The sequence below is a fragment of the Gulosibacter sp. genome, from assembly GCF_052090685.1.
In the GTDB taxonomy this organism is placed as follows: domain Bacteria; phylum Actinomycetota; class Actinomycetes; order Actinomycetales; family Microbacteriaceae; genus Gulosibacter.
Genome location: NZ_JBQDBE010000013.1, coordinates 68,497 through 93,734 on the forward strand (window position 1 = coordinate 68,497; position 25,238 = coordinate 93,734).

The window sequence follows — 25,238 nt, forward strand, 5'->3', positions numbered from 1 at the left end:
CGTTAGTAACGGTCGCGCCGCTGCGAGACCCCGACGGCCTGCATTGCGGGCGCGGGCGTGCCGGACGCGCCCGTGCGAGCTGCGGCAGCGCGCTCACCGACGGGCTGCGCGGCCGAGCTGCCCTGAGCATCCGCTGCCGCACGAGCCTCCTGCAAGTGCAGACGGCGCGGTGAGTACACCCACCAGCGATAGAGCGCGAAGCGGAAGATGGAACCGAGACCAATGCCGACAAGGTTCGCGACGTTCTCAACGACGAGCGAGTTCCAGCCGAAGACATAGTGCGCGAGCCACAACGGCAAAAGACCGATAAGCATCCCCGCGAGGCTGACGCCCAGAAACTCGAGTCCTTCACGAGTGGCGTGTTGGCCGGTCGCGCGGTCGTGCCGGAACGTCCAGAACCGATTACCGATCCAAGTCCAGGCGATGGCGACGAGTGTCGCAATGATTTTCGCGACAATCGGGCCAGCTTCATGCACGTCTGGCGACAATACCGAGGTGCGAAGCAGCGTATAAATACCGAGGTCAACGACGACGCCGAGGCCGCCGACAAGCCCGAACTTCATGAGTTGAGCGACGAAGTTTTTGATCCACGGCCACGAACCGCGTCGCGGGCGCGTGCCGGTACGTGACTCAGACTCGGAGTGCGAAGCGGCAATTACCGCCAGCGCACCCGAGCGGGGGTGGGGCGAATCCTGCCACTTACTGTGCTCAATGTTGTTCGTCAATGCGCTCTCTCGAAAGTAGTCACGTCGCCTAGACGCCCGACGATTGTTACACGAGCAGCCGAATAAAGTAACCCGGATGCGACAATAGCGAGGATGCTCGCGTAGTTTTACGCGAGAGGCGCGGGCGATTTTGGCGCTTGCGGACGCGGATCAACGGTAGTGCTGGACGAAGGAAGGCGAGTGCGCATGGGTGTGCCGATCGTAGGGGTAATAGGTGGGGGACAGCTCGCGCGGATGATGATTCCCGCGGCGGTGGAACTCGGAGTGGAGATCCGCGTGCTCGCAGAAGCGGAGGGATCCTCGGCCCGGCTCGCGGCCACGCAGGTCGGCGACTACCGCGACCTCGACACCGTGATGGCCTTCGCGAAGGACGTGGACGTCGTCACTTTTGATCACGAGCACGTCCCGCAAGCAGTGCTGCGTGCGCTCCTGGATGCGGAAATCTCGGTCCAGCCTGGACCGGATGCGCTCGAGTTTGCGCAGGACAAGCTGCGCATGCGGCAGCGACTCAGCGAGCTCGGCGCGCCGGTACCGGATTGGGCAGCAGTATCCAACCCCGAGGAACTTCAGCAGTTCATTTCCGAGCACGGCGGAGCTGCGGTGCTCAAGACGCCGCGCGGTGGCTACGACGGTCACGGCGTGCGGATCGTGCGTGCCGGGACGGATGCGGGGGACTGGTTCGAGAATTTCGAGGCCTTGCTCGTGGAGGAACTCGTGGACTTTCGACGCGAACTCGCGCAAGTTGTGGCTCGCCGACCGAACGGCGAAATAGTCGCGTGGCCGGTTGTCGAGAGCGTGCAGCGGGATGGGGTCTGCCACGAAGTCTTCGCGCCGGCGCCGGGTGTGAACAGCGGCAATGACCGCCTCGCGGAAGTCACCACGAGCATTGCCGAAACGATTGCGGAGGAACTCGGCGTGACCGGGGTGCTCGCCGTTGAACTCTTTGAAACCACAGATCAGCGAGTACTCGTGAACGAATTGGCGATGCGACCGCATAATTCGGGTCACTGGACCATCGACGGTTCGCGCACCAGCCAGTTTGAACAGCACCTGCGCGCGGTATTGGATCTTCCGCTCGGCGACGCCTCACCAATCGACCGACACTCGGTCATGGTGAACATCCTCGGCGGGCCGCAAGAAGAAGCAATCACGGATCGCTTCGCGGCAGTCATGGCACGCGTGCCCGACGCCAAGCTGCACACCTACGGAAAATCCGCACGACCCGGACGTAAGGTCGGACACATCACGGTCAGCGGTGAAGACCTGGATGAAGTGACCTATCGCGCGCGCATGGCGGCAAGTTACTTCGAAGACAGCACGGAATAGATCCGATTCGACATAGAACCGATTCGACTACTCAGGCAGCAAAATAGGAGCAAACGGTGAGTAACGCATCCGCCCGCGTGGGCATCATTATGGGATCCGACTCGGACTGGCCGGTCATGGGCGACGCCGCGGCGGCTCTCCGGGAATTCGGTGTGGAGATCGAGGTCGAAGTTGTCTCGGCGCACCGCACTCCCGAGAAAATGGTCGACTACGCGCGTTCGGCGCGTGAGCGCGGTCTCGAAGTGATCATCGCGGGCGCGGGTGGGGCTGCGCACCTGCCGGGCATGGTCGCATCCATGACCACCCTGCCGGTGATCGGGGTGCCGGTGCCGCTGAAGTATCTCGACGGGATGGACTCGCTGCTGTCGATCGTGCAGATGCCGGGCGGAATTCCGGTCGCGACCGTGTCGATCGGCGGGGCGAAGAACGCGGGCATTCTCGCGGCCAGAATCCTCGGTTCGACGGATGCGACCATCGCGGCACGCCTCGAGGACTACGCGGACGGACTCACCGCGATGGTGGCGGAGAAGAACGCGGCACTGCAGGAGACAGTGCGGAACTCACTCGGGGAATAACCCGCCGAGCTGCGAGCGAGAACGAGGCACCCACGATGGACGGCCAAGAAATTCAGCAGTTCGCGATGCGGCTTGCGCTCGAGCTGCCTGAGGTGACGCAATCGAATCCTTTTGGTCCGGACTATGAGGTCTTCAAAGTGGTGGACAAAGTGTTCATGCTCACCTCCGAGATCGACATCGGGCCCGTGATCTCGCTCAAATGCGAACCCGAGTACGGGACGGCGCTTCGTCAGGAGCACGACTCGATCATCCCCGGTTATCACCTCAACAAGCGCCACTGGATCTCGATCGGTGGCGGTTCATCCATCACCGAGGACCTGCTGCGCGATCTCGTGCTCAATTCCTACGAGCTCGTGGTCGAGAAGATGCCGAAGAAGCAACGGCCAGCTAGGGATGCGGTCCACGACATCCGAATCGTGGTCGCCGAGTCTCCCGCCGAGCTCGTGGAGAATTCGGCGTTGTTCGATGAACCCGTCTTGGAAGCGAGCGCCGCAGATTTTCTTGCACGGCCCGGTCACGTGTTGTTTCTTGCGCTGGACCCCGCGGGCAAGGGGATCGGGTTCGTGTCGGGCGTGGAGATGCGGCATCCGGACAAAGCGCCCGAGATGTTTCTCTATGAGCTCGGTGTCGCCGAGGAATGGCGGCGGCGAGGTGTGGCGAAGGCGCTCGTTCTCGCGCTTCGGGATGAGGCTCGAATTCGCGGATGCGTCGGGATGTGGACGGGGACCGAGGGCGAGAACGGTCCGGCGCTCGCGACCTATCGGTCGACGGGCGCCATGGTGGATGCGGAATCGGTGTTCATTACCTGGGATGCGCTGTAGCGCTGCGCTTGCGGATGGCGGAGTGTTCGGACTGCGATCAGTGAGGGCATCAGCGACTGAATTGCGGCCTGCTGCTTTGAGGCGCGGCACGCAGAGGTACGGCGCGCAGGGGCACGGCACACAGCCAGCGCCGGATGACAGCAGTACGGGGCATCCGCACGTTGATGCGGATACCCCGTTCTGCTCTGTGCTTGTTGGTTGCGAGTGCTAGCGCACTACCGCGTGATTATTTCTGTAGCTGGCGGTTGCGGTAGGTGAGCGCAATGCCCGCTCCAATCAGCGCGAGAATCACGACTGCGATCGGCCAGGACAGCGACGCACCTGTTTGCGCGAGGTTGCCGTCATCGTCCTTGGCGTCGCCGTTGCCGTTGCTGTCGTCGGCACCAGCGTCGTCGCCACCTGTGCCGTTGGCGTCCGCGGCCCCGTCGTTGCCGTTCGCACCAGCATCGCTATCGGTGCCATCGGTCGAGGTCGGAACCGTGGTGTCGGTCGGGCCGGTGCTGTCGGTCGGCTCAGTCGTGCCGGTCGGCTCGGTCGTGTCGGTTGGCTCGGTCGTGTCGGTCGGCGTCGGTGTCGGTTCGACATCCGCGCGGGCCGTGAGCCACTGATCGGCAGTGAGCGGTTCGGTCACCATGCGAACCTCACCGAGGCAGCCGAGGTAGCCCGACTGGCGGTCACCCGCGTAAGAGCCGGCGCCGAGGACCCACTGGGCAGCAGCGTCGTGGCCGATTCCAAGTGTTCCGGGTGCATTGCGCAGCACGGGTACGCCGTCCACGTAAAGGGTGGTCTGCCCGGTCGCGGGGTCATTGACAGCAGCGAGGTGCAGCCATTCGCCGAGGTTCACAATCTCCCCCGACCAGTTGGAAGACTCAACCGGTGGGTTCTGCGAGTCAACGAATGAGAACTGCACTTCACTGAGGTTCGAGAAGGCCCACGCAAACGGTGGCTCATCGCCTTCGGAATTCGTGTAGCCCTCGATGTTGCCGCGCAGACCGTCTCGCGTGAGCCACTGCATCCAGGCGTTGTCGGTTGTCGAGTATTCAGGGTCGATCTTCACAAATGCCTCGAGGGTGAAGCCGGTTGCGAAAGTCTCCGAGTTTACTGGCGCATCCGTGTCGGTGAGGAAGTAGTTCGCGACATTGTTTACGCGGCTAGCGTTGTCGAAACATACGGAGGCAGCGTTTGCCGAGAGCGGGTGGTGATCGGTCGACCACGTGACGTCAGACTCTTGTGCGCCATTGACTGCGCCTTCGTTGAGCGGTGCGCGAGTGAAGTCATTGCCGGCAGCGATATCCCGGATGACCGAACCAACCGGAGCGATTTCGCCGTCGGTGTTGTCGGTCGGGATCTTCCAGTGTGCGACCGTGTTTTCAACGGTCGGGTAGTCATTGTCGTTGGCCGGGAGTGCCGGTTCCGGACGTTCTGGGGCATCGAAGTTGTCGACGAGGTAGTCACGCAGTGCCGCGGTGGCCGAGGTGTCGTTGGCTTCACCGACGATGAGCTCGGGGAATCGCGTCTCGAAATCGAAGTCGATCGTGAATGACTGGCCCGCGCCGGTCAGCAGAGCCTGATCGTCGGGCACGAGCGTGTTCGCGGGCTTTTCAAGCACCCACGGCGAGAACGAGGTCTGGTGGATCTTGTTGTGCGTGAGGTCGATCTCGAGCAGTCCCATGTAGCCATTGCCGCCCATGTACGCCATTTGGTAGTCCATCAGCACTTGGTGGACCGGGTTGCCGAAGTCGTTGGTGCGCTGCCACTGCGTCGCACCGTGGTGGTGGCCGTTGAAGGTGAGGAAGACCTGGTCATGGTTCGAAATGACCTGCTCCCACACGCGCTCGCCGAACTCGGTGGAAATCGGCGTGGAACCATCCGCATCCACATTGATGAGCTGGTGCGAGTTCACGATCGTAGGTGTCGTCGGGTGGGCGTCGAGGACGTCTGATGCCCAGGCGAGGGATGCATCCGTTGCCTGCCATGACAGGCTCAAAACGAGGAAGTCCTGGCCGTCGACATTGAAGATGTGATACTCGTGCGCACCGGTTTCGTCACGGCCGCCGAAGGTGGAGTTGAGTGCGGCACGCTCTGCCGAGAAGTGCTCGAGGTAGGTGCCATACGCAACCGGGTCGGTGTCGGATGCGCCAGCACCGACATCGTGGTTCCCCGCAAGAATCGAGTAGGGGTGGTTTGCTTCCTCGAGAGTGCTCATCGCGGAGTCAGCGACGGCCCACTGTTCGGGCCGGTTGTACTGGTCGACGATGTCCCCGAGGTGCATGCTCATTTCGATGCCGTACTCGTCGGAGTTGTCGGCCAGCCACTGCGTTTGCGAGGCGTAGGGTTCAGAACCGTACGTCGCCATGTACTGGTTACCGGTCTCCTCGGTCGCATAGCGCGAATAGAACTGCGTGTCCGGAATGACACCGAGCGTGAAGCGCGAGCCGAGCTCGGACATCGAGGGGTCTGCGGGGATGACGGGGTCGTCGGCGAGAGCGGCGGAGTTCGGGATAAACAGGGCGGTCGTCGTAACGACGGCGCCGAGGAGCCCGAGCACAGCAGCCTTACGTGCGGGCCGAGATTTGGGAGTGGTAGACAACGGAAGCTTCCCTTCGACAGCGATGATCACGGGGTGCAAGAACGAACGCGACTATCGCGCGCATCCACTGCGCACTTTCCCAGCACGGCGCGTCGCTGCGGAATACTTCAGGTTTCGCGCGACTTACGAGAACGTAAACGAACTGTATTCATTTGAAGCGCGCGAGACGGCGAACCGGCCGATGAGATAGGACACACAATTTCGTGTGTCCGGGGACAGCATCCAAGCACTTGACCTACCCTTGACCGAGCTATGAACAATTCGCTACCGCTGCGCAATCCGGATACCACCTCGCCCGAGCTCATGACTCGACGCGCGTGGTGGCTGATCGGAGCAAACCTCCTCATCCCTGGCGCGGGTCCGCTGCTCGCAGGCAACCGTCGCTTTGGCCGACTCGGATTGCGCCTGTGGCTGTTCGTAATCATCGCAATTCTCGTTGCGGTGCTGTTGTTCTTCGTGTTCCGCGGGCCGCTGTTCTTTTTGCTCACTACTTGGTGGGGACTGGGGATCATTGCCGCGGTCATTCTCGGCTACGGCATCTGGATGATGCTCACGATGTTCGAGACGCTGCGGCAGGTGCGGCTGCTTAGAGTGGATGCGTTCGCGCGCGGCTTGGTGACGGTGGTCGCGGTGGTCCTCGCCGTGATCCCGGTATTTATCGGTGGGTTCGGCGCCTCCAACGTGCTGCAGGTGCAATCGGCGGTGCAGGCAATGTTTGGGCCGCCGAATGGCGGCATCAAGTTCCCGAGCGATGGCCGGCTGAATATCCTGCTACTCGGTGGGGATGCGGGGGATACTCGCGAGGGAATGCGGCCCGACTCGATCAGTCTGATGAGCTTCAACGTCCTCAGCGGGCAGCTCACCACCGTGGGTATTCCGCGGACGACCGCCGGCTTCGGATTCTCCGAGGGGCCCATGGCGGACCGATATCCGGATGGTTATCACAGCTGCAATGTCTCGGCCTGCTACCTCAACTCGGTCTATACCGAGGTCACGTACCACGATTACGACATGTATCCCGAGGCCGAAGAACGCGGCTCGGACAAAGGCATCGAAGCCACCAAGGATGCCGTCGAGTGGATCACCGGCCTCGATGTCCACTACTACGTGTTCATCAATATGGACGGTTTCTCCGAGCTGATCGACGCGATGGGCGGCGTGACGATCGACGTGCAAGAAGAGGTCGTCATGGGCGCGAATGACGAGGGGCAAGAAGGATGGAAGCCCCCGGTTGGCACGATCGAGACCGGCGTGCAGACGATGGATGGTTATACCGCGCTCTGGTACGCGCGCTCGCGGTATGGCACCACCGACTATGCGCGGATGGAGCGCCAGCGGGAGTTGCAGGATGCGATTATTTCGCAGCTACCCGCAGCGATGCTCTCGCATAGCGGCCCGATTCTGTCGGTGCTGGACGAGGTTGTGCAGACGGACATGCCCAAGGGTGAGTCTGGCTTGATCGCGGATCTCGTACTGAAATCGCGCGGTCGGGATGACGGCATCCGCCTCGAACTCGCGCCACCGAACGTTGATCCGGACGCGCCGAACTATGAGCGCGTGTGGGAACTCGTTGAGGAGGCGATCAGTGGCGATGCGCCGCCGGAGGAGACGGAGGGGTAGCCCGGACTGGGCGGGGCAGCCCTATAGGTCCGCGTGCAGTCGCCACACGAGGTCGGCCGAGTAGCTCCACGAGTACACCGGCGCGCGGTCGTAGCCCGCGGTGGTGAGTGTCTGCTGCAATTCGACATCGTGCAGCACATTGGACAGTGCAATCGCGAGTCGCTGCTCAAAGCTCTCGGGGTTCTGCAGCGATACCTGCAGCGAGGCTCCCTGGGAGACCTCGACGAGTGCTGGCAGATCCGTGTGCACGACCGGCGTCCCCGCACGGAACGCCTCGAGCACCGCCAGCCCAATACCCTCATGCAGTGCGGGTAGGCAAAAGACCGTCGCGCGATTCAACACAATCGCGAGCTCCGCATCCGTCAGCTCCCCGAGGCTGCGTACGCGGTGTCGCGCGACGCCCGCCTCGGCACACAGTGAATCGAGCGTCGTCTCGCAGTGCTCCTCAGGACCGACGTGCACGAGTACGGCATTCGCGAGCTGCGGCAGTGCGAGCGCGCGAATGAGGTGGTCGATGCCGCGGTGCGGTTCGAGCGAACCGACTGTGAGGATAAAGTCGCTCGGCAAATTGAGTCGCATTTCGAGTTCTTCGCGACGCTGCTGGTCTTGCGGAATCCGTATGCCCAGCGCCGGCGCACCGGGGATGACCCGCAAGCGGTCCCCGAAGTCGTAAATCTCGCCGATCTGCTCGGCGACGGCATGCGTCGGGGTGACGAGCGCATCCGCATACTGCCAGGCGCGCTTGAGCTGCGCCTTTTGCCAGCGAATATCGGCCGAAGCAAGGCCCACCGGATGCGTCCACGCGCGGGTATCGGTCACGGTCACCACGGTCTGGTGGTCACTACCGCCATCGGATGCGCGCAGCGGCGCGTAGAGGCTCGGGGCGTGGAAGAGTCCGTCGCCGAACGTATTGGTGAACATTCCGTGCTGCCAGGACTTTGCGAGCGCCTTGTGGCTTAGCTTCGACACCTGGATCTCGACGATGCCGTTGAGCCGGTCGTAAAGCTGCTGCACCTGCTCAGCATCCACGAGCGACACGACGCCGGCGACCTCGCAGTTTGCGGGAGCGCGCCGGATTACCTCGCGCGCGAGATTCTCCGCGTAGCGGCTACTGGCGTTTAGGGTCGGTTCGATGAGTTCGTCGAGAAAAAAGTTCAGGGTCACCATGCTGCGGTGCACACCCCCGAGACCGCGGCGATGCCGCGGGTAGCGAGACGATTCATGGAACTCCTTGACGACGCGATCCTGCGCAATTGAACGCCGTCCACACTACCCAATGACGCATCCATATCGGCTTAGCCGTGGTGGCCGGACTCAGGGCCGCGCGTAGATTTCCTTCGGCCAATCGGGGACATCTTCGGCAACCGCATCCGCAAAGTGCTGCGCGAGGGTGCGGACGAATGCGCCCGTGAGGTGATTGTCGTCGAACCAGACCACGACCTGACCAACCTGCGGGCGGCACTCGCCGCCCGGACAGATGTGTTCGGTGAGATCCACCCAGGTGGCGCCGGCCGTCTCGATTTCGGTGATGAACGTCGCATCGACCGGGGGTGCGACCTCATTCACGCAACTCGGCGCATCCCAACCGTTCGCCACGGCGCATTCGTAGGGTGATACGGCGAAACGCGGACTGTCGCGAAGCACCACGACCGAGGTCTCGGGGGATGCTTCGCGGACCTTGTCGATCCAGCCGGGGACGCCGGTCATCGGCTTATCTGCCTCGCCATATTGCGACATGGTGCCGAGCAGTACGACGACTTCGGGTTGTTCGGCGGCCACGTAGTCGAGGGCGGCATTCCAGGTCTGACCGCAGGCGTCTTCCTTGAGGTCATCACCCTCCAAGAACGGGCAGCCGGGCCCGGCCTGTAACCGTACATTGGGAAAGTTCGCAACCGAGGCGCTCGCGTAGCCGAGGGCCGTGAACTGCTGCGTGTGTGAGTTGCCGACGAAGAGTGCGGTGGGCTGTTCCGGATTGAGTTCGGTTTCGATGCAGATCCCGTCGGTGCCCGGGGGCGTCGTGTGCTCCTCGCAGTTGCTGCCTTCGCCGACCCACTGGTGCTCGATGGTGTCGGCGCCGGGCAGCGGGTTCGAGGTTGTGGCGAGGTCCGGTGCTTCTGCACCCAACTCGAGCACCACCGGGTCCCAACCGGGGCTTAGGTCGAGTTCGGTTGGGGTGGGCGTTGGTGGCGGCGCCACGGTTTCGCCGGTGAGTGCCTGTTCCTCTTGCTCTTCTTCTGCGTTCGCGGATTGGGCGCGCACGTATTCCCCGCCGCCCGCGAGCACGGTTCCGAGGAAGAGGCACGCGACGATTACGAACGCGGGGCTCGTGCGGATGCGCGGGGTGGGGTGGGCAGCGTCGGGCGTGGGCCCAGCCGCACCTGCCGCTGTCGACTTTTTCAGCATCCTGGCTGCGGGCCGCTCTACGAGGTGGACCAACGCGACACTGATCGCGGCCGAAATCGCCATCACGATGATTCCGTCCGCGAGGGTCAGGGTGGGCGATCCGACCCCGTTTCGGTAGAGCAACAGCACGGGCCAGTGCACAAGATAGAGCGCGTAGGTGTAGCCGCCGATCACGCCCATCCACTTTCGCGCGAGTAACCGGTCGGCACCCGCAGTGGTCGGTGCACCGGCCGCGAGGATCACCAGCGCGGCGGCCGTCACGGGCCACAGCGCTGCAAACCCGGGGAAGGTTGAATCCACAGGCAGGAGCATCCCGCAGGTCACGAGTAGCAGCACGCCCAACCACCCGGTGATGCTTCGCCAGCGTGTGCTGAGGCGGATCCACGGTAGCGCGAGTGCGAGGAGGGACCCGGCCGCGAACTCCCAGGTGCGGGCGAGGGTATCGAAGTAGGCCACCTGCTGGTTGAGTCCGGTGAGCACGACCGACCAGATGAAGGAGGCGGCGAACACCACGCCGAAGAGGGCAAAGAGCGTCTGTCGGACCGGGGCCGCGAAGCGGCATGCGAGCCAGTAACCGAGTAGGTGCAGCAGCGGCCACACAATGAAAATTTGCCCCTGGATCGACAGCGACCAGAAGTGCTGGAAGAGGCTCGTCCCGGCGGCATCGGCCGCGTAGTAGTCGGCCTGGGTGGAGATGAGCCGCCAGTTTTCCACGTAGAACAGGGAGGCGAGTGCATCCCAGTTCACCGCCTGCCACTCGTGACGTGGCAGGAGCAACCACGCTGCGAGCACCGTGAGCAGAATGACCGCCGCGGCCAACGGGAGCAATCGTGCGAACCGCCCGAGGATGGTGTGCAGCGGTCGCGGCCTGTGCCAATGCTCCGACCGCACGGTGAGCGAGCGGGTCATGAGGAACGCCGAAACGAGGAGGAACACATCCACCCCGCCCGACACGCGCCCGAACCAGATGTGGAAGACGACGACGAGCACGAGCGCGAGTGTGCGCAGCCCCTGTACCTCGGGGATGAATCCAAGGCTGTCTTTTGACGGTTGGCTAGCAGCTTCGGGGCGGCTGACGCGCACTGATCCGGCGCGTGCGGACGAGGCAGAGCTCAACGGTCAGCGCCTTTCTCACTCGGTCGATGGACGCGCCCAGTCTAAAACGACCGCGCAAAACCGCGACTGTCTCGTGGTGAACTCTCACTGACCGTCGGTGCAAATCGTCCTCGGCAGCGCGCATCGGCCTCGTCCGGGCAATGCTCCCGCGGCAGCGCAACTCAGCCTCAACCGGGTGATGCACCTTCGCAGGACTGCGACCCTCGCCTGAGCTGGGCTGAGCTGAGCTGAGCTGAGCCGAGCTGGGCGCCGTGCCCGGGCTATTCTTCCTCGCCGGTGGTGGTCAGGATGTCGCCCGGCGGGCTGCGGTCCACCAGCTCACCGCTGCCGTACACATCCGCGGGCCACCAGTCGAGCTGCGGATGCAGAATATCCGCGAAATGCTGCGCGAGCGAGCGCGTGTACGTGTCGGTGAGGTGATTGTCATCCTGGAATACCCACAGGCCGCCCTGCGAGGGCGCACAGAACCCGCCCGGACAAATCTGACTGTGCAAATCAACCCAAATTACGCCCTCAGCAACGAGCGCATCGACGAAAGCCGGGTCGAGGTCGGCCGCGACCCCCTCGCGACACTCCGGCGCATCCGTACCGAACTCTGCCGCACATTCGACCAGGTCGCGGTCGAATCGTGGGTTGTCGCGCACCGCCACAATCTCGGTGTCCGGTGATCGCTCGCGGGCCTCGGCGATCCAGTCGAGCAGCGCCCACTGCGAGAGCTCGCGCGTGAGCGTCGACTGCGTGCCAAAGAGCACAACCACGTCGGGCTGTTCCTGCTCGATCCATTCGAGCACCGTGGGCCAGAGCGCCTCGCAGTACTCGCCGCGCTCCGCCGCCTGCTCGATCGTGCACGCCCAGGCACCGCGCGTGTGCAGCGACCAGGTCGGCTGTCGCTCCACCGCTTCCAGCAGCGCACCATTGAACTGGATGCTGTGGGAGTTCCCCAGCGCGAGTACCTTTCGTTCCGGTTCGGTGCCGGTGGTGTGCGGCATGTCGTAACAGAGCTCGGTCGCAAGCGGCGCATCCGGATCGCAGAGCTCGCCGGGAACGGAGGTGTCTTGGCGGACAAAGTCGATGAGCTCCTGCGGCGGCTCGAGGGTTCGGTCTTCCGCATTCGCGCCGAGATTCGGGATGTCGAGGCTCGCATGGTGTTCGCGGGCGTCGAGAATTTGTCCATCGCGGCTCCAGGACGCACCGGTGATGACGCCCGTACCGATTGCGAGCAGCAGGACTGCGGTGAGGCCGGGCCGCCAGTTCTCGCGCCACCAGCGTCGGATGGCGGTCGCGTCCGAGCTTGCGCGCGCCCCGGCGGCCCGCTTCGATCTCCGCAACCAGGCGAGCAGTGGCTGCTCGACGAGCCGCGCGACCAGATACGAGATGGTGACCGAGACTGCCAAGACGAGCGCGCCTTGCCACCAGTTCGCCGCATCCAGGCCCGAAACCGCGAGGAACAGCACGAGCACGGGCCAGTGCACGAGGTAGAGCGCGTAGGTGTATCGTCCGGCTGATTCGAGAGCGGGATGCGCGAGTAGCCGATCGGCGCCGGTGCGGGTTGGGGGTCCGGAAGCGAGAATCACCAGTGCGGTCGAAATCACCGGCCACAGCGCTGCCCATCCGGGGAAGCTCGCTTCGACCGGGAGCAGCAGTCCGCAAGTGAGGACGCCGAGTAGCCCGATCCAGCTGAACCACGGCCGGAACCACTCGAGGATGCGCAGCCACGGCTGGATCAGCGCAATGAGCGAGCCCGCCGCGAACTCCCAGAGTCGTGCGCCGGTGTCGAAGTATGCGCGTGGCTGGTCCGTGGCGGTGAGTTGCAACGCGTAGCCGAAGGAGAGGCCCGCGACCGCGGCGAAAATGACCAGCAGCACCGCTCGCGGCGGCAGTTTGAGGAACCGCGCCAGGAGATCACCGATGCAGTGCAGCGCTGCCCAGAGAATAAAAGCCTGTCCTTGTACGGACAGCGACCAGAAATGCTGGAACGGGCTCGGGCCCTCGCTGCTCGGGTCGAGGTAGTTGACCGACTGGTCCTGCAGGTGATTGTTTTCGAAATAGAACAGGGATGCGCGGGCCGACTCGAGCGCGCTCTCCCACAGCGGCGCGGGGTAGATCACTACCACCGCAAGCAGAATCAGAATGATGGCGGTCGTCGCGGCGGGCAGGAGCCTCGCGAACTTGCCAATGAGATGGCTGATGGGTCGCGTGATGGCGCCAGCTTCCGCGCGCGAGGTGAGCGAGCGGGTCATGAGATACGTCGAAATGACGAGGAACACATCCACGCCGCCCGACACCCGACCGAGCCAAATATGAAAGACCGCGACGAGGATGAGGGCGACAGTTCTGAGGCCTTGAACCTCGGGAATATATCCGAGCGTGTTTCGGCTAGGCGCTGCTTTTTGCGCTCCCTGCCCAACACTCATGCCCTCCAATGTACTGATTGCTTGCTGTGCTCGAGGGCGCGAAGTTTGGTTTGCGTTCAAGAAGGTGGGGTTGCCTGTTAGGACGCATTCGTCGATCTGACGGGTGGAGTTCCATATGAAAGCGACAACATGAAGCGAATCTCAGTCATTGGCTGCGGATATCTCGGTGCCGTGCATGCAGCGTGCATGGCCGAGTTGGGCCACACTGTGGTCGGGATTGATACCGACGAAGCGAAGATTTCTGACTTGGCGGCGGGACGGGCACCCTTTTTTGAGCCGGGGCTGAATGAGCTGCTCGAACGAAACGTTGCGGCCGGCCGATTGAGTTTCAGCACGAACTATCAAGATGCAGCGAAAGCGGACGTGCATTTTCTTGCCGTCGGAACCCCGCAGATTGCGGGAGGTGAGGGCGCTGACATGCGGTTTATCGATGCTGCGACGGATGCGCTGCTCGAGATTTTGCCTGGCGGCTCGGACTCAGAGGGGGCGAACTCGGGTGGGTCTGGCTCGGGTGGGTCTGGCTCGGGTGGGTCTGGCCCGGACGAGGCGGTGACTAATGATTCGGATGCTGGGAAGAAGAAGCGCCTGCTCATCGCTGGTAAATCGACCGTCCCGGTCGGCACTGCGGCTCGTTTGAGCGAGAAGTTTGCTGATCGTGGTGCGGTGCTTGTCTGGAATCCCGAGTTTCTTCGCGAGGGGTTTGCGGTGAAGGACACGCTGAGCCCTGATCGTATTGTGTATGGTCTGCCGGGCACGAAATCCGACGCGAAGTTCGCCGAGAAGCTGCTCGACTCGGTGTATCGCCAACTGCTCGAGGACAAGACGCCCAAGGTTGTCACCGACTATGCGACCGCTGAGCTTGTGAAGACCTCCGCGAACGCATTTCTTGCGACAAAGATCTCGTTCATTAATGCGATGGCCGAGCTTTGCGATGCGACGGGCGCTGACGTCACCACGCTCGCGAAGGCGATCGGCCACGATGATCGGATCGGTAAGAAGTTCTTGCGCGCGGGCGTTGGCTTCGGTGGTGGATGCCTGCCCAAGGACATTCGTGCATTCATGGCCCGGGCGGATGAGTTGGGTAGCGGTGAGTCGTTGAGCTTCCTTCGCGACGTGGACGCGGTAAATACGCGGCAGCGCTCGCGGGCAGTGGAAATTCTGCAGCAGCACCTTGAACGTCCATTGGAGGGTGCCACGATCGCGGTACTCGGTGCCGCGTTCAAACCGGACAGCGATGACATTCGAGACTCGCCCGCACTGGACATCGCGGCGAAGATTGCCGAGCTGGGCGCGACGGTACGCATCACTGACCCGCAGGCGGCGGATGCGGTGCGGGCCCGCCAGCCCGGCCGCATCGTTGTCGACACGGTCGCCGAGGCCGTGGACGGCGCCGACGCGGTGGTGGTGCTCACCGAATGGAAGGAATACAAAAAGCTGAACCCGAAAAAGGTCGGCAAGCTAGTGGCGAACCGCTTCGTGCTTGACGGTCGAAACTGCCTGGACCCCGAAGAGTGGCGAGAGGCAGGCTGGCAGTACGTCGGGATGGGGCGGCGCTAAGCCGCGCAGGCGACTGCTACCCGGCGAGTTTGTCGGTGGGTGAGATCCAGCTCGTGTTGGTGTGTTCGGGTATCGGCTTTGGTGGGTTTGCTTTTCGGTAGGTGATGTCGAAGCGTTTTCGGCCGCCGAGTCGTGGTTCTTGGCGCGGGTCGATCGTTGCGGGCGGGATGAACCACACCGTCCCGCCGCTGCGACGCGCGCCAGGTGGCGCCTCGGGATTGTGGACGATTCGGATGTCCCAGCCGGCGTGGACCCGGTGGTGGCAGGTGGTGCACAGCAGGATCCCGTTGTCGAGGTTCGTGGTGCCGTCGTGGGCTTTCCACCAGCGGATGTGGTGGGCCTCGGTCATGCTCGGTGGCAGGCCGCAGAACGCGCAGCCACCGTCACGTTCGACCAGCGCGAGTCGTTGTGCGCGGGAGAAGTGGCGGGCGTCGCGGCCGAGGTCGAGCACGGCACCGTCGGTGCCGAGTACGGCGGGGATGATGTTCGCGGCGGCGGCGAGTTTCCGGGCGGTAGCAATATCGATGAGCGTGTTCCCATCGATTGACGCGAGCCCGGTGCGCGCAGGCCCGGCCAGGCTGGGTGTCGAGCCCGGCTCGGACGCGGACTCCAGCTTCGGCTCGGGATCGGGATCGGTCACGGACTTCAGCTCGGGCCCGGGCTTGGACTTCGGCTCGGGCTCAGTCTTCGGCTTGGGCTCAGTCCTCGACTCGGACTCAGTCCTCAGCTTGGGCTCCGCTGCCGGCCCGGCGTCGTTCGAGGGTGCGGGATCTGTCGTGCCACGAGCGTCGGTATCGGACTCGGTGTCGTGTGCACTCGAGGCCGGTGGCAGAAGGTCGTGTTGGTCGATGCGCACGACCAGGGTGGTGGACGGGCCGGGGAGTTTCTCGTGGTCGCAGCCGATGACGTGCTTGGCGAAGTCAACGAGTGCGTCGGCGTGGATCTGGCTGATGGTGCGGCGTTCCGCATCGACCGCATCACGCGGTGCGGGATCCACCGGCCGGAACGAGACACTCGACACCCGACCAGCCCCGGAAACAACGCCGGGCGAGGCCACGGTGGCCAGTGCAACCGTGGTCGCAGCAGCACCGACAACTACGCCCGCGCCGGCGCCTGTGTCGGGACTGGTGCCTGCGGTGGCGGTTTCCGATCCTGCTTCTGCCGTTGCGGTGTCTGCGCTTGTGCTTTCGCCGGCTTCCGTCGCGGCTGCCCCTGGTCGATGCACTGACTGATGCGCCGAGCGACCCTGATGGTCCGGCCTGCCCGAGGTATCCGGGGTATTCGCGGTGTCCGGGGCGTTCGGGTCCTCGGGATGGTTCAGCCCGCGGGAGCTGCGCAGCACGCCGGTGGCGTAGGACTGCAGCGCGTGGGTGATGTACGCCCCGGACTCGCCATCGAACTGGCCACGCACGTACACCATGCCACTGCTCGTATCGGTGCGGAACGACAGCCCGCGTTTGCGGCGTTGAGCCTCGATCGACGGCGCAACTCCGTCCGGATCGAGATGTGCTTCCAACCGCGCGACGACTTGTTCGAAATCACGCAGCGGCATGCCCATCACGGCCGTGTTGACCAGTTCCCGCTCCCCGTGCCGGAGCTCGACCGGATCAAGATGCGGCCTGGTTGCCAGACGGTTCGTGGACGTGACGATCTCGTTCGCGTACGCGAGCCCGAGTTCCCCGGAGCGCAACGCACTGGCCACGTGCTCGGTACGGGCGGGGACGCGGTCCCCGGTGAGGCCGCGCTCGCCAACGATCGCGGTACCCACACGGGCGAGGGTATTACTCACACGGGTATCGGTGCCGAGGCGTTCCGCCACAAACTGCTCCGCAGACCGGTAACCGTGCCGGAACGCGAGCCGTTCCTCACCCAACGAAGCGCGCGACCGGTCGCGCAGCTCACGGGTCGTGATCGCGAGCACCGCACCCAACTGGCGGTAGTGGCGCGCGAGCGAGTCAACAAACTCAAGCAACGAAGATTCAGATAGAGCCTCAAGCTCGTCTTCAAGCCTCGGACTCGAGGCCACCGATTCGGCCCAGTTGGAATCCGCACCGCCACTGTCTTCGCTCGCAGCTTCGGGAAATATCCCGAGGCTGGACCAGACCTCATTCAACTCGCGAAACGACTCGGCGAGTCGAACACGATCACCCTTGAACGCATCGTTGTCGGTGGCTGGGAGCATATTGGGGTCAGACAAGGCCATGGTGGTTCACCTCCTGGAGCGGCTTTCCCGAAGAGGTTACTCAGGCATCAAACATAATTTCTAGACCTGTGGATAACTCAAGGAAATATCATAGTGAAAAGGTTCGATGTGGATAAACACAGAAAAGATTCGACTGTGCCTGTCTACCCGCCCAGTGCCCGGTGCGGGCCACGAGAGATTCACGTCGCGGGCACCAGCTACCCGAGCATTGACTGTGTCGACTCCCCATGTGAGGACCGGTAGCGAGAAAACAGCATTGCGAATGGGGAGCGCGGGTGGGCGATAGCGAACCCGTTGACGATTCGGATGTCCTCACAGGCGAAAGCGCAACCACGCCTTACACCACAACAGGCTCGATCGTGTGTTGGTGCGAGGCTCAATCAGCCCCGCCACGAAGTCAAATGCAATGTGTGAACGTGCAAGGAAGCGCCCACCGCCAAGCCTCGAGCAGCATAACTTCGGGCGCAACAAAGAACCCACAACCGAGTCCCGACATCAAAAACTAAGGCGTCGCCTTAGGCGTCTCTGTCCCAGTCGGTGTCGGGGTAGGTGTCGGCGTTGTGGCCGGGTCTTCATCCGTCCCTGAATCTGGGTCGGTAGGTTTCGGATCCGTGCCGGGATTATCGCCGCCAGGCTTGGTTGGTGTCGGCGTGACGGGCTCCGTGGGCGTCGGTTTCGTGGTGGGCCCGGGCGTTGGGGTGGGTGCAGTCGTCTGTGTTGGCTTCGGCGCCTCCGCGTCGGGCTGCACGTCGGGAAGGGATTCCGGATCGATTTCGAGCGTGTCCTCGTCTGGGTTCCAGCCTTCACCCTCGGAGTCTGGGTCTTGGTCTGGTTCCCATTCGATCGAAGGTCGGTCGATGATCTCGACGTCTTCGCCATCTGCATGGCGCTTCAGGAATGTGTACGGGTCAACGTGCGTGCCCTGCACAATGATCTCCAAATGCAGGTGCGGACCGGTGGACGAGCCCGTGTTTCCAAGCGAGCCAATGCGCTCGCCAGCGAGCACCATGTCGCCAACTTGGACGGTCGGCGAGCCAGTCTGCAGGTGGGCATAGACCGAACGAGTGGACTTGCCATCGATCCGGTGCTCCACGACGACGTAGACCCCGAGGCCGCCGTTGTCGACAAAGGACACATCAATCACGATGCCGGCAGAAATCGAGCCGACGGGCATCCCGACCGGTCCTGCAAAGTCAAGTCCGCGGTGGTTCGACGAGCAGCCCGCACACGGCGACTTGCGGGGGCCGAAACCTGAGGTGATGTTCTTGTCACCAGTCGGCAGTGGCCACTGGACCGCCTGTTGCGCAACCGGGCTCTGTCCCTGCCCTGAGGTTGCGGAGTTATTGGCGCTCCCGCCCTGCCCCGGAGTTCCCGGGCTGAACGCGCCGTCACCGATCGCGCCGTCACCGAGCGCCGAGTCAGGTGTGTTTCCGCCACCTTGACCACCTTCAACGGTCTCCGGTGCGGCGGATGAATACGAGGGCTGGTTTGGAGCGGGTGCAGCGGTTGGGATGGTTTCGATCGCGAGTGGGTCCGTTGACGGATTGGCAAGATACGCGCCCGCCGTCGTGGTCAGGGCTGCGACCAACACCGTTGCGCCGGTGAGGCGTGCAATTTTGCGCCGTTTAAGCGCCCCTAGGGAAGGTGAAGCGACATGCTTGGGCGACAACGGAGTGACTCCAGGAAAACGTAGTTGATCGTGGAGCCGTAAAACACGGCTAGACGATTCTACGCACAACTATCTGGTGAATATCCTGCACAAATCAGTAGAGTTTGGTGACGCGCGAGTGAACTAGTGGCAAAGTTGTCCGGGCGGCGCTACTTCCTGGTGGTTTCGCGTCGGTCTCGTTGGATGCGCTGGCTGCGTCGGCTGAGAGGGATTCGCTGGCTGCGTCGGTCGCGCTGGCTGCGCTGGATGCGACGGCGGGTCGGCGAAGTAGCCCCAGCAATCCTATGGGTCGCGTCTCGGGTCGACAATGACCGAGATTGGCCCGGTACGAGCCGGAACCGTCTGACGCGGCAGTACGGAAACATCCTGCACGCGCAGTTTCGAGTAGATCGCGAAATAGGACAACAAGAGCCATCCACCCTCGATGAGTAGGCGAGACTCGGTCATCCCTTGCACCACAAGCGCCACCATGAGGAAGAAAGGAACGGCCGTCACGCCAGCCAAATGGCTGTGGCTCGGGTTCCGCGGTGAGGTAACCATGGGGGTGTCCGGCCGGTTGATTGCGATCCACCAGGTGCGAATAAACGTCGTAAATACCAGTCCGATAAATAACGCTAGTCCGATGAATCCCACCTGCATCCAGACATCGAAAAACGCGTTGTGCGCCTGGTGATAGGGGAGTCCGTCGATGACCGCGAGATCGTCAAACTGCGGGAGCCACGGTGCCCAGTAACTGATCCAGCCAATACCGACCACGGGCGACTCCGCGCCGAGGCGGAACACCGCGCGCCAAATATCGGCGCGACCGGTGAGGTCCGGGGAGCGATTCATGAGCGCAAATATCTGCTCGTTGAACGCCACCGCGATATAGCTGCCGACAACCAGCCCAACGCCGACTACCGAATACATCACCCAGCGCCATCGTCGCCGCAATCGTCGCCCCAGCACCACAAGCACTGCGGCAAATACTACGAATGCGAGTGCCACATACACCGTCGCGGAATTGGTGAGCAGAATCGCGATCGTTGCCAGCGCGATCGAAAAGATGCCGCGGACTCGTCCGATGAGCCGGTCAAACAGCTGCGCCGCGGTGACGATCAGCGCAATGAGGGCGACCATGGCGAGGAGATTGCGGTTCCCCATAATGCCCTGGAGTGGTCCGCCGTCGAAGAGGTCACTTCGGGTCCAGAAGTAGCCAATCGGCAGCGGGTCTGGGATGTTTTCGGTCGCGAGCAGGGTCTCGAGGACTCCCGGACGCAGATACGTTGGTGGGATGACACCGCGCGGCGCGAATATCGCTGCGGCCAACTCGAAAAGGAGCGAGGCCAGCACGAGCAGTCGCATTGCGAATCCGAGTGCTCGAATGAACTGCATTCGAGTCAACGTGACGGCTACTGACAGGGCCACCACGGCTGTTGCAATTTGTACGACGCTACCCGCGGCGGTTTCGAGGCGATATTGTGACCACAGCACGGAAATAGCGCACCACGCGACAAATGCGATCAGCCCCGAAGGGAAATGGGCCAAGCGCAGGGGCGGTCGCGCGCGGATGAGCTGAATCACCGTGAGCGTAATGATGGCCGCAGCGAGGATGCCGTAGCCAACCCAGCCGACCGTATAGCGAAAGAGATCGCCGGCAAATACGAGGATGAGCGTGGCTACGAGCAGAATCATCTTCGGCGAAAAGCCGGTCGCAATTTCGGCATTCCTTGCCCACTTCGCCTTGTCGCCATTTGCAGGCGCGGCTGATCGTGGTTCGGGCAAAGACATGAACTTCATTGTGACTGATCGGTGATCAATGTCACGAAGCGAGATCGATATCGAAACTTGAATGTGACTTGATGCACAGCCTCAATCAACTCGTAGGCAAGCGAGGAGGAAAATTAAGTCAACGCGACACGCCGATGATGCCAGGGGAATCTGGAGTGAACGATGATGTTGGCGTGACATTTGGGACGGTTGTTACTAGTGTGATTTATGTTGTTTGAAGTGGCGACACGCCGTTAAAGGGGAAAATGATGACAAGTCTCGCTGCGCTGCTCAGGCGCACGAAGCCAGCCGCCGGGGGAGTCGCCGCAGCCATGGCGACCGCGCTCATCCTTTCCGGATGTGCCGGCACCGGTCCAGGCACCGAAACCGAAACGACCACCGCACCCGAAACGCAAGTCTCTGAACCCACGGCCGCCCCCGACGATCGACAATCAGTGTCGGTCGTCGTGCTCGCCGCCGAGTACAACGAGGGCGCGGGAACCATCGAGGTGCGCTCGATCGTCACCGACCACATCGGCGAGGGAACCTGCACGATCACCGCGACCTCGACCGATGGAGCCACCGAGACTGCTACCGCCGAAGCACTGCCGGATGCGCAAAGCACCGTCTGCCCCACGACACTTGTAGAGGGGTTGGATGCTGGTGACTGGAGCGTGGTCGTCTCGTTTGAGAGCGATGAGGCAGCCGGTGAATCAGAATCGACACCGGCGGAGGCACTCTAATGAAGACCTGGCTCAAGAAAACGCTCGGGATCGGCGGCGTCGTCGCACTGGCTGCGGGCCTCGGCTACAGCGGAGTGGTAGCCGCGCCTGCCGCGGAAGCTGCTGACGCATCCAAATTCGACGCCGGCATGATAATCACCGACTCGCTCTTCTATGACTCGGATGCGATGACTGCCGCACAGGTGCAGGACTTCCTTAATGAAAAAGGTAAGAACTGTACTTCGAACTGTCTCAAGGACCACAAGCTCAACACCACCTCTGAGCCCGCCACCGCTCGCTGTGACGGATACACGGGACGCAAGAACGAAACTGCCGCGCAGGTGATCACGAATGTCGCCGAATCCTGTGGAATTTCTCCCAAGGTCCTGCTCGTGATGCTCGAGAAAGAGACCTCGCTGGTCACCATGAAGGCGCCACAGGGATGGCGCTACGACCGTGCGATGGGCTACTACTGCCCGGATGACCCCAGCCGTCCAGGTTGGTGCCACCCCGACCACGCGGGTCTGTTCAACCAGATCTACAACGCGTCTTCGCAGCTGCAGCGCTACCACCAGAACCCGAACAGCTACGGGTATGCCAAGGGCAAAACCAACAAGATTCTCTACAACCCCAAGAAGTCCTGCGGCACGAAGAGCGTGTACATCGAGAACCAGGCAACTGCCTCGCTCTACATTTACACGCCCTACACGCCGAATTCGGCTGCGCTGAACAACCTGTACGGCACCGGTGACGGCTGCTCCTCGTACGGTAACCGCAACTTCTGGCGCCTGTACACCGACTGGTTCGGTTCGACCAAGGCGAATGCGCCGGAGAAGCCGGCAACCCAGCCGAGCACCACCGCGACGCCGACGCCGACTGCGACCAAAACCCCGGAGCCCACTGCGACTCCGACGCCAACCACGGCGCCTAAGCCGACCACGGCCCCAACGCAGACGACGACGCCTCAGCCCACCAAGACCACGGAACCGACGCAGACCTCCAAGCCGACCCAAACGACGGCGCCGACAGAGTCTTCGAAGCCCACAGAGACTTCGAAACCCACAGAGACTTCGAAGCCGACCGAGTCTTCGAAGCCGGACAGCTCAAACACTGACAGCACTGAGGGCGGCAGCTCACTCGGAGCTTCGCCGAGCACCGGCGGCTCGCAGAGTTCCAAAGACGACAGCGTCTCGGATGACGACAGTTCGTCGAGCGATTCCGGCACCACGAGCGATTCCGGCACCACGGACAACTCGGGGAGCACCGATGGAAGCTCATCGAACGACACCGTGACCGAGGCCGGAGCTGCGGACAACACCGCAACCAACGGCGCAGCATCCGACGACACTGCGGCAAACGACGCAGCATCCGACGACACTGCGGCAAACGACGGCTCGACCGGCGGCAGCGACGACACCGATCCCGACGAGAACCAGACACTCACGGTGATCCCACCGAGCGACCAGACGGATGGTGGTTCGACCAGTGGCGATGACTCGGAAGTATCGGCGAAGGATGATTCGCTCACCGTGGTTCCTTCGAACAGCGCGGAAGCGTCCGCAAGCGATGATGAGGTGCTCGCCCAGACGGGTGCCGCGCAACTGCTCATCATGCTCGGTGTGATCGCCTCGCTCGGTGTCCTCGGCGCAACGGCGCTGACGGCACGCCGAAGCCGAACCTAAGGGTTCCACCAGCGCTAAGCGCGCCATATAGTACAACCGGGCTCGAGGTCGATACCTTGGGCCCGGTTGTATTTTTCCCACCAACCTCGGGAAAATTGTTAACTCAAGGGGATACGCTCGCAGGAATGTTTGTCGCAATCGAAAACACGCCGCTTCGCTATGCCTGGGGTGCGAAGGGTGCATTGACCCAATACCTCGGAACGCAAGGCGCACTGGTCGACCCCGACCACAACTCTGGCGACGACACACCCATCCAGGCCGAGATCTGGTTCGGCGCGCACTACGGCTCGCCCTCGCGCATCCTCAACCCCGAACAGACTTCGGGCGCACGTGACCTTGCGGAATGGATCAATACCGACCCGGACACGGCGCTCGGTCGCTACGCCCAGGGCTTCCGCGAGGGCGATCCGGTCCGTTTGCCATTCCTTTTAAAGGTACTGGCCGCGGGGAAGCCGCTTTCGCTCCAGGTGCATCCATCGCTCCAGGGTGCCCGCCAGGGATTCGCGCGTGAAGAGGCAGCTGGCATCCCTCGCACCGCGCCCAACCGAAACTACCGCGACCCGTTCCACAAGCCCGAACTGCTCGTGGCGCTCAGCCCGCAAATGTCGGCTGTTGCCGGTTTCCGTGACTTCACCGAGGTGCGCGGTCTTGTCGAAACGATCGCGAGGGTCGCGGGGGATGCCTTCGGCGAGTTCGCGGATCGCGTGATGCGCGTTGACGGCTCCGAGTCGCTTGGATGCGTCGTCGAGTGGGTCCTGTCGGGGGCACCGGCAGCCCTCGAAGCGGCAAGGGCAGTGGATGCGTGGCTCGGGTTGGAGGGTGAGGGGCAAGACGCCGAGGGGCAAGACTCCGACCGCTACGCTCTCGAGCGTGACAACCTCCGCCAAGTGCGTGAGGAGTTCCCCGACGACGCGGGGGCGCTCATCGTGCTACTCATGAACCACATCCTGCTTCGGGCGGGGGAATCCATCTACGTGAAAAGCGGGACGATCCACGCCTACCTGAGCGGGGTCGGCGTCGAGATCATGGCCGCAAGCGACAACGTTCTCCGCGGCGGCCTGACCAAGAAGCACGTGGACGTACCGGAGTTGTTACGCGTGCTGAACTGCTCGCCAACGCCGCCGCCGAGGCTCGAAGCAAAAACCATTGCCGAAGGCCACACCCTCTTCTCTGGAGTGGAGCCCGACTTCAAGTTGCAGCGATTCACCGCGGCGACCGCCACGGTGCCGGTGGCTGGACCCGGTATCGCGCTGTGCCTCGGGGATCGCGCGCAGCTTCGCGGCGGCAGCGGCACCGTTATTGATCTCAGCCGCGGGCAGTGCGTGTACATTACGGCAGACGAGCAGCGGCTCGAAGTGATTGCGGATGATCTCGTCATCGGTTCCGCAGCGCTCAGTGCCGACGTTCCACTTCCGATATAGGTTTCGCCGCGAATTCACAGTCGCGAGCGGGCCAGATCGGCTACCGAATTAAATAACTGAGTTCCATCGGCGCGTCGTATCTGTGAGTTCCACGGAACTTTAAAGCCCTAGTTTAGACTTCCGCCCCCTTCGGCTTGACGGGAGGTGAACTACAGCGATGTAATTAGTATCGTTGGTTGGGCAAGTCGTTCGACCGAAAACGTGGGGGTGTGCTAATGGCAAAGCTAATCAGGTCAGTACCAGACAACTGGTACGTTGACCCGCTTGAACTGGGAGTTCCGGGTACCGAAGGGTACGTCGGTGACGACAATCCGTTGTCGTGGCAGGCAGACGCACTCTGTGCGCAGACCGACCCCGAAGCTTTCTTCCCCGAAAAGGGCGGCTCGACGCGCGACGCGAAGCAAATTTGCCAGTCCTGCGAGGTGCGCAGCCAGTGCCTCGAATACGCGCTCGAAAATGACGAGCGATTCGGCATCTGGGGCGGTCTCTCCGAGCGAGAGCGCCGGAAGCTACGCAAGCAGGCATAGACACGGGCAGGATCGATTGCAGCTGGAGCGTCACGCGTGTGACGCGAGGAGAGCACGCTTTGAGACCGCGGCGCCACCCCACGTGGCCGCGGTCTCAAACAGTTTCCGGCTTGCCGTT

17 protein-coding genes are annotated in these 25,238 nt (G+C 62.9%); 9 read left to right on the forward strand and 8 right to left on the reverse strand.

Annotation, left to right across the window (positions count from 1 at the left end; translation table 11 throughout):
* Positions 1-2: 2 nt before the first annotated feature.
* Positions 3-725 carry a GtrA family protein gene (locus ACTHXA_RS10030; RefSeq protein WP_441671926.1) on the reverse strand — a complete coding sequence of 241 codons (723 nt, stop codon included), beginning with the start codon at positions 723-725 and terminating at the stop codon, positions 3-5.
* A 186-nt stretch (positions 726-911) separates the two neighbouring features.
* On the opposite strand from ACTHXA_RS10030, the gene ACTHXA_RS10035 reads away from it, so the two are divergent.
* The 3 genes from ACTHXA_RS10035 (at position 912) to ACTHXA_RS10045 (ending at position 3,447) form a co-directional block, all read left to right on the forward strand.
* The gene (locus ACTHXA_RS10035; RefSeq protein ID WP_441671928.1) at positions 912-2,051 is read left to right on the forward strand and encodes a 5-(carboxyamino)imidazole ribonucleotide synthase; all 1,140 of its coding nucleotides are present in this window, start codon (positions 912-914) and stop codon (positions 2,049-2,051) included.
* 89 nt (positions 2,052-2,140) lie between these two features.
* Positions 2,141-2,626, forward strand: coding sequence for a 5-(carboxyamino)imidazole ribonucleotide mutase (gene purE / locus ACTHXA_RS10040; protein ID WP_441671998.1), 486 nt, complete (start codon positions 2,141-2,143; stop codon positions 2,624-2,626).
* Between the two features lie 35 nt (positions 2,627-2,661).
* Entirely contained in the window at positions 2,662-3,447 is a 786-nt protein-coding gene (locus ACTHXA_RS10045) for a GNAT family N-acetyltransferase (RefSeq protein ID WP_441671930.1), read from the forward strand.
* 226 nt (positions 3,448-3,673) lie between these two features.
* On the opposite strand, the gene ACTHXA_RS10050 is transcribed toward ACTHXA_RS10045, so the two are convergent.
* Positions 3,674-6,037, reverse strand: coding sequence for a metallophosphoesterase (locus ACTHXA_RS10050; protein ID WP_441671932.1), 2,364 nt, complete (start codon positions 6,035-6,037; stop codon positions 3,674-3,676).
* A 252-nt stretch (positions 6,038-6,289) separates the two neighbouring features.
* Here ACTHXA_RS10050 and ACTHXA_RS10055 point away from each other — a divergent pair, with 252 nt between their 5' ends.
* Positions 6,290-7,657 (forward strand): LCP family glycopolymer transferase, encoded by a 1,368-nt coding sequence (locus ACTHXA_RS10055; protein ID WP_441671934.1) that lies wholly within the window; start codon positions 6,290-6,292, stop codon positions 7,655-7,657.
* Positions 7,658-7,678: 21 nt separating this feature from the next.
* Here the strand turns inward: ACTHXA_RS10055 and ACTHXA_RS10060 are convergent, their stop codons facing one another.
* The 3 genes from ACTHXA_RS10060 to ACTHXA_RS10070 form a co-directional block, all read right to left on the reverse strand.
* A complete protein-coding gene (locus ACTHXA_RS10060) occupies positions 7,679-8,824 on the reverse strand; it encodes a glycosyltransferase (RefSeq protein WP_441671936.1) in 1,146 nt (381 codons plus the stop codon).
* A 147-nt stretch (positions 8,825-8,971) separates the two neighbouring features.
* Positions 8,972-11,176, reverse strand: a complete 2,205-nt coding sequence (locus ACTHXA_RS10065) for an acyltransferase family protein (RefSeq protein ID WP_441671938.1) — start codon at positions 11,174-11,176, stop codon at positions 8,972-8,974.
* Between the two features lie 260 nt (positions 11,177-11,436).
* Complete coding sequence (locus ACTHXA_RS10070; protein WP_441671940.1) at positions 11,437-13,590, reverse strand: acyltransferase family protein; 2,154 nt, start codon at positions 13,588-13,590, stop codon at positions 11,437-11,439.
* Positions 13,591-13,719: 129 nt separating this feature from the next.
* Between ACTHXA_RS10070 and ACTHXA_RS10075 the strand changes: the two genes are divergently transcribed.
* On the forward strand, positions 13,720-15,147 hold the full coding sequence (locus tag ACTHXA_RS10075; RefSeq protein ID WP_441671942.1) for a UDP-glucose dehydrogenase family protein: 1,428 nt from the start codon (positions 13,720-13,722) through the stop codon (positions 15,145-15,147).
* A gap of 16 nt (positions 15,148-15,163) precedes the next feature.
* Here ACTHXA_RS10075 and ACTHXA_RS10080 read toward each other — a convergent pair whose 3' ends face one another.
* The 3 genes from ACTHXA_RS10080 to ACTHXA_RS10090 all read right to left on the reverse strand — a co-directional run bounded on the left by ACTHXA_RS10080 (position 15,164) and on the right by ACTHXA_RS10090 (position 20,789).
* Positions 15,164-17,350: a DUF222 domain-containing protein gene (locus ACTHXA_RS10080; protein WP_441671944.1), complete on the reverse strand. Its 2,187-nt coding sequence runs from the start codon at positions 17,348-17,350 to the stop codon at positions 15,164-15,166.
* 502 nt (positions 17,351-17,852) lie between these two features.
* Entirely contained in the window at positions 17,853-19,019 is a 1,167-nt protein-coding gene (locus ACTHXA_RS10085) for a M23 family metallopeptidase (protein WP_441671946.1), read from the reverse strand.
* Between the two features lie 282 nt (positions 19,020-19,301).
* Positions 19,302-20,789 (reverse strand): O-antigen ligase family protein, encoded by a 1,488-nt coding sequence (locus ACTHXA_RS10090; protein ID WP_441671948.1) that lies wholly within the window; start codon positions 20,787-20,789, stop codon positions 19,302-19,304.
* Between the two features lie 248 nt (positions 20,790-21,037).
* Here ACTHXA_RS10090 and ACTHXA_RS10095 point away from each other — a divergent pair, with 248 nt between their 5' ends.
* From ACTHXA_RS10095 to ACTHXA_RS10110, 4 genes are all read left to right on the forward strand, one after another.
* Complete coding sequence (locus tag ACTHXA_RS10095) at positions 21,038-21,511, forward strand: hypothetical protein (protein ID WP_441671950.1); 474 nt, start codon at positions 21,038-21,040, stop codon at positions 21,509-21,511.
* Positions 21,511-23,172, forward strand: a complete 1,662-nt coding sequence (locus ACTHXA_RS10100) for a hypothetical protein (RefSeq protein WP_441671952.1) — start codon at positions 21,511-21,513, stop codon at positions 23,170-23,172. Before ACTHXA_RS10095 ends, ACTHXA_RS10100 begins: the two co-directional genes overlap by 1 nt.
* 125 nt (positions 23,173-23,297) lie before the next feature.
* A complete protein-coding gene (gene manA, locus ACTHXA_RS10105) occupies positions 23,298-24,593 on the forward strand; it encodes a mannose-6-phosphate isomerase, class I (RefSeq protein WP_441671954.1) in 1,296 nt (431 codons plus the stop codon).
* Positions 24,594-24,808: 215 nt separating this feature from the next.
* Positions 24,809-25,120, forward strand: coding sequence for a WhiB family transcriptional regulator (locus tag ACTHXA_RS10110; protein WP_441671956.1), 312 nt, complete (start codon positions 24,809-24,811; stop codon positions 25,118-25,120).
* Positions 25,121-25,238: the final 118 nt, after the last annotated feature.

Bases quoted from the DNA above. Each gene is read 5' to 3' on its own strand.
- ACTHXA_RS10035 (WP_441671928.1), top strand. From the start codon at position 912: ATGGGTGTGCCGATCGTAGGGGTAATAGGTGGGGGACAGCTCGCGCGG.
- purE (WP_441671998.1), top strand. From the start codon at position 2,141: ATGGGATCCGACTCGGACTGGCCGGTCATGGGCGACGCCGCGGCGGCT.
- ACTHXA_RS10045 (WP_441671930.1), top strand. From the start codon at position 2,662: ATGGACGGCCAAGAAATTCAGCAGTTCGCGATGCGGCTTGCGCTCGAG.
- ACTHXA_RS10055 (WP_441671934.1), top strand. From the start codon at position 6,290: ATGAACAATTCGCTACCGCTGCGCAATCCGGATACCACCTCGCCCGAG.
- ACTHXA_RS10060 (WP_441671936.1), bottom strand. From the start codon at position 8,824: ATGGTGACCCTGAACTTTTTTCTCGACGAACTCATCGAACCGACCCTA.
- ACTHXA_RS10070 (WP_441671940.1), bottom strand. From the start codon at position 13,590: ATGAGTGTTGGGCAGGGAGCGCAAAAAGCAGCGCCTAGCCGAAACACG.
- ACTHXA_RS10075 (WP_441671942.1), top strand. From the start codon at position 13,720: ATGAAGCGAATCTCAGTCATTGGCTGCGGATATCTCGGTGCCGTGCAT.
- ACTHXA_RS10080 (WP_441671944.1), bottom strand. From the start codon at position 17,350: ATGGCCTTGTCTGACCCCAATATGCTCCCAGCCACCGACAACGATGCG.
- ACTHXA_RS10090 (WP_441671948.1), bottom strand. From the start codon at position 20,789: ATGTCTTTGCCCGAACCACGATCAGCCGCGCCTGCAAATGGCGACAAG.
- ACTHXA_RS10095 (WP_441671950.1), top strand. From the start codon at position 21,038: ATGACAAGTCTCGCTGCGCTGCTCAGGCGCACGAAGCCAGCCGCCGGG.
- ACTHXA_RS10100 (WP_441671952.1), top strand. From the start codon at position 21,511: ATGAAGACCTGGCTCAAGAAAACGCTCGGGATCGGCGGCGTCGTCGCA.
- manA (WP_441671954.1), top strand. From the start codon at position 23,298: ATGTTTGTCGCAATCGAAAACACGCCGCTTCGCTATGCCTGGGGTGCG.
- ACTHXA_RS10110 (WP_441671956.1), top strand. From the start codon at position 24,809: ATGGCAAAGCTAATCAGGTCAGTACCAGACAACTGGTACGTTGACCCG.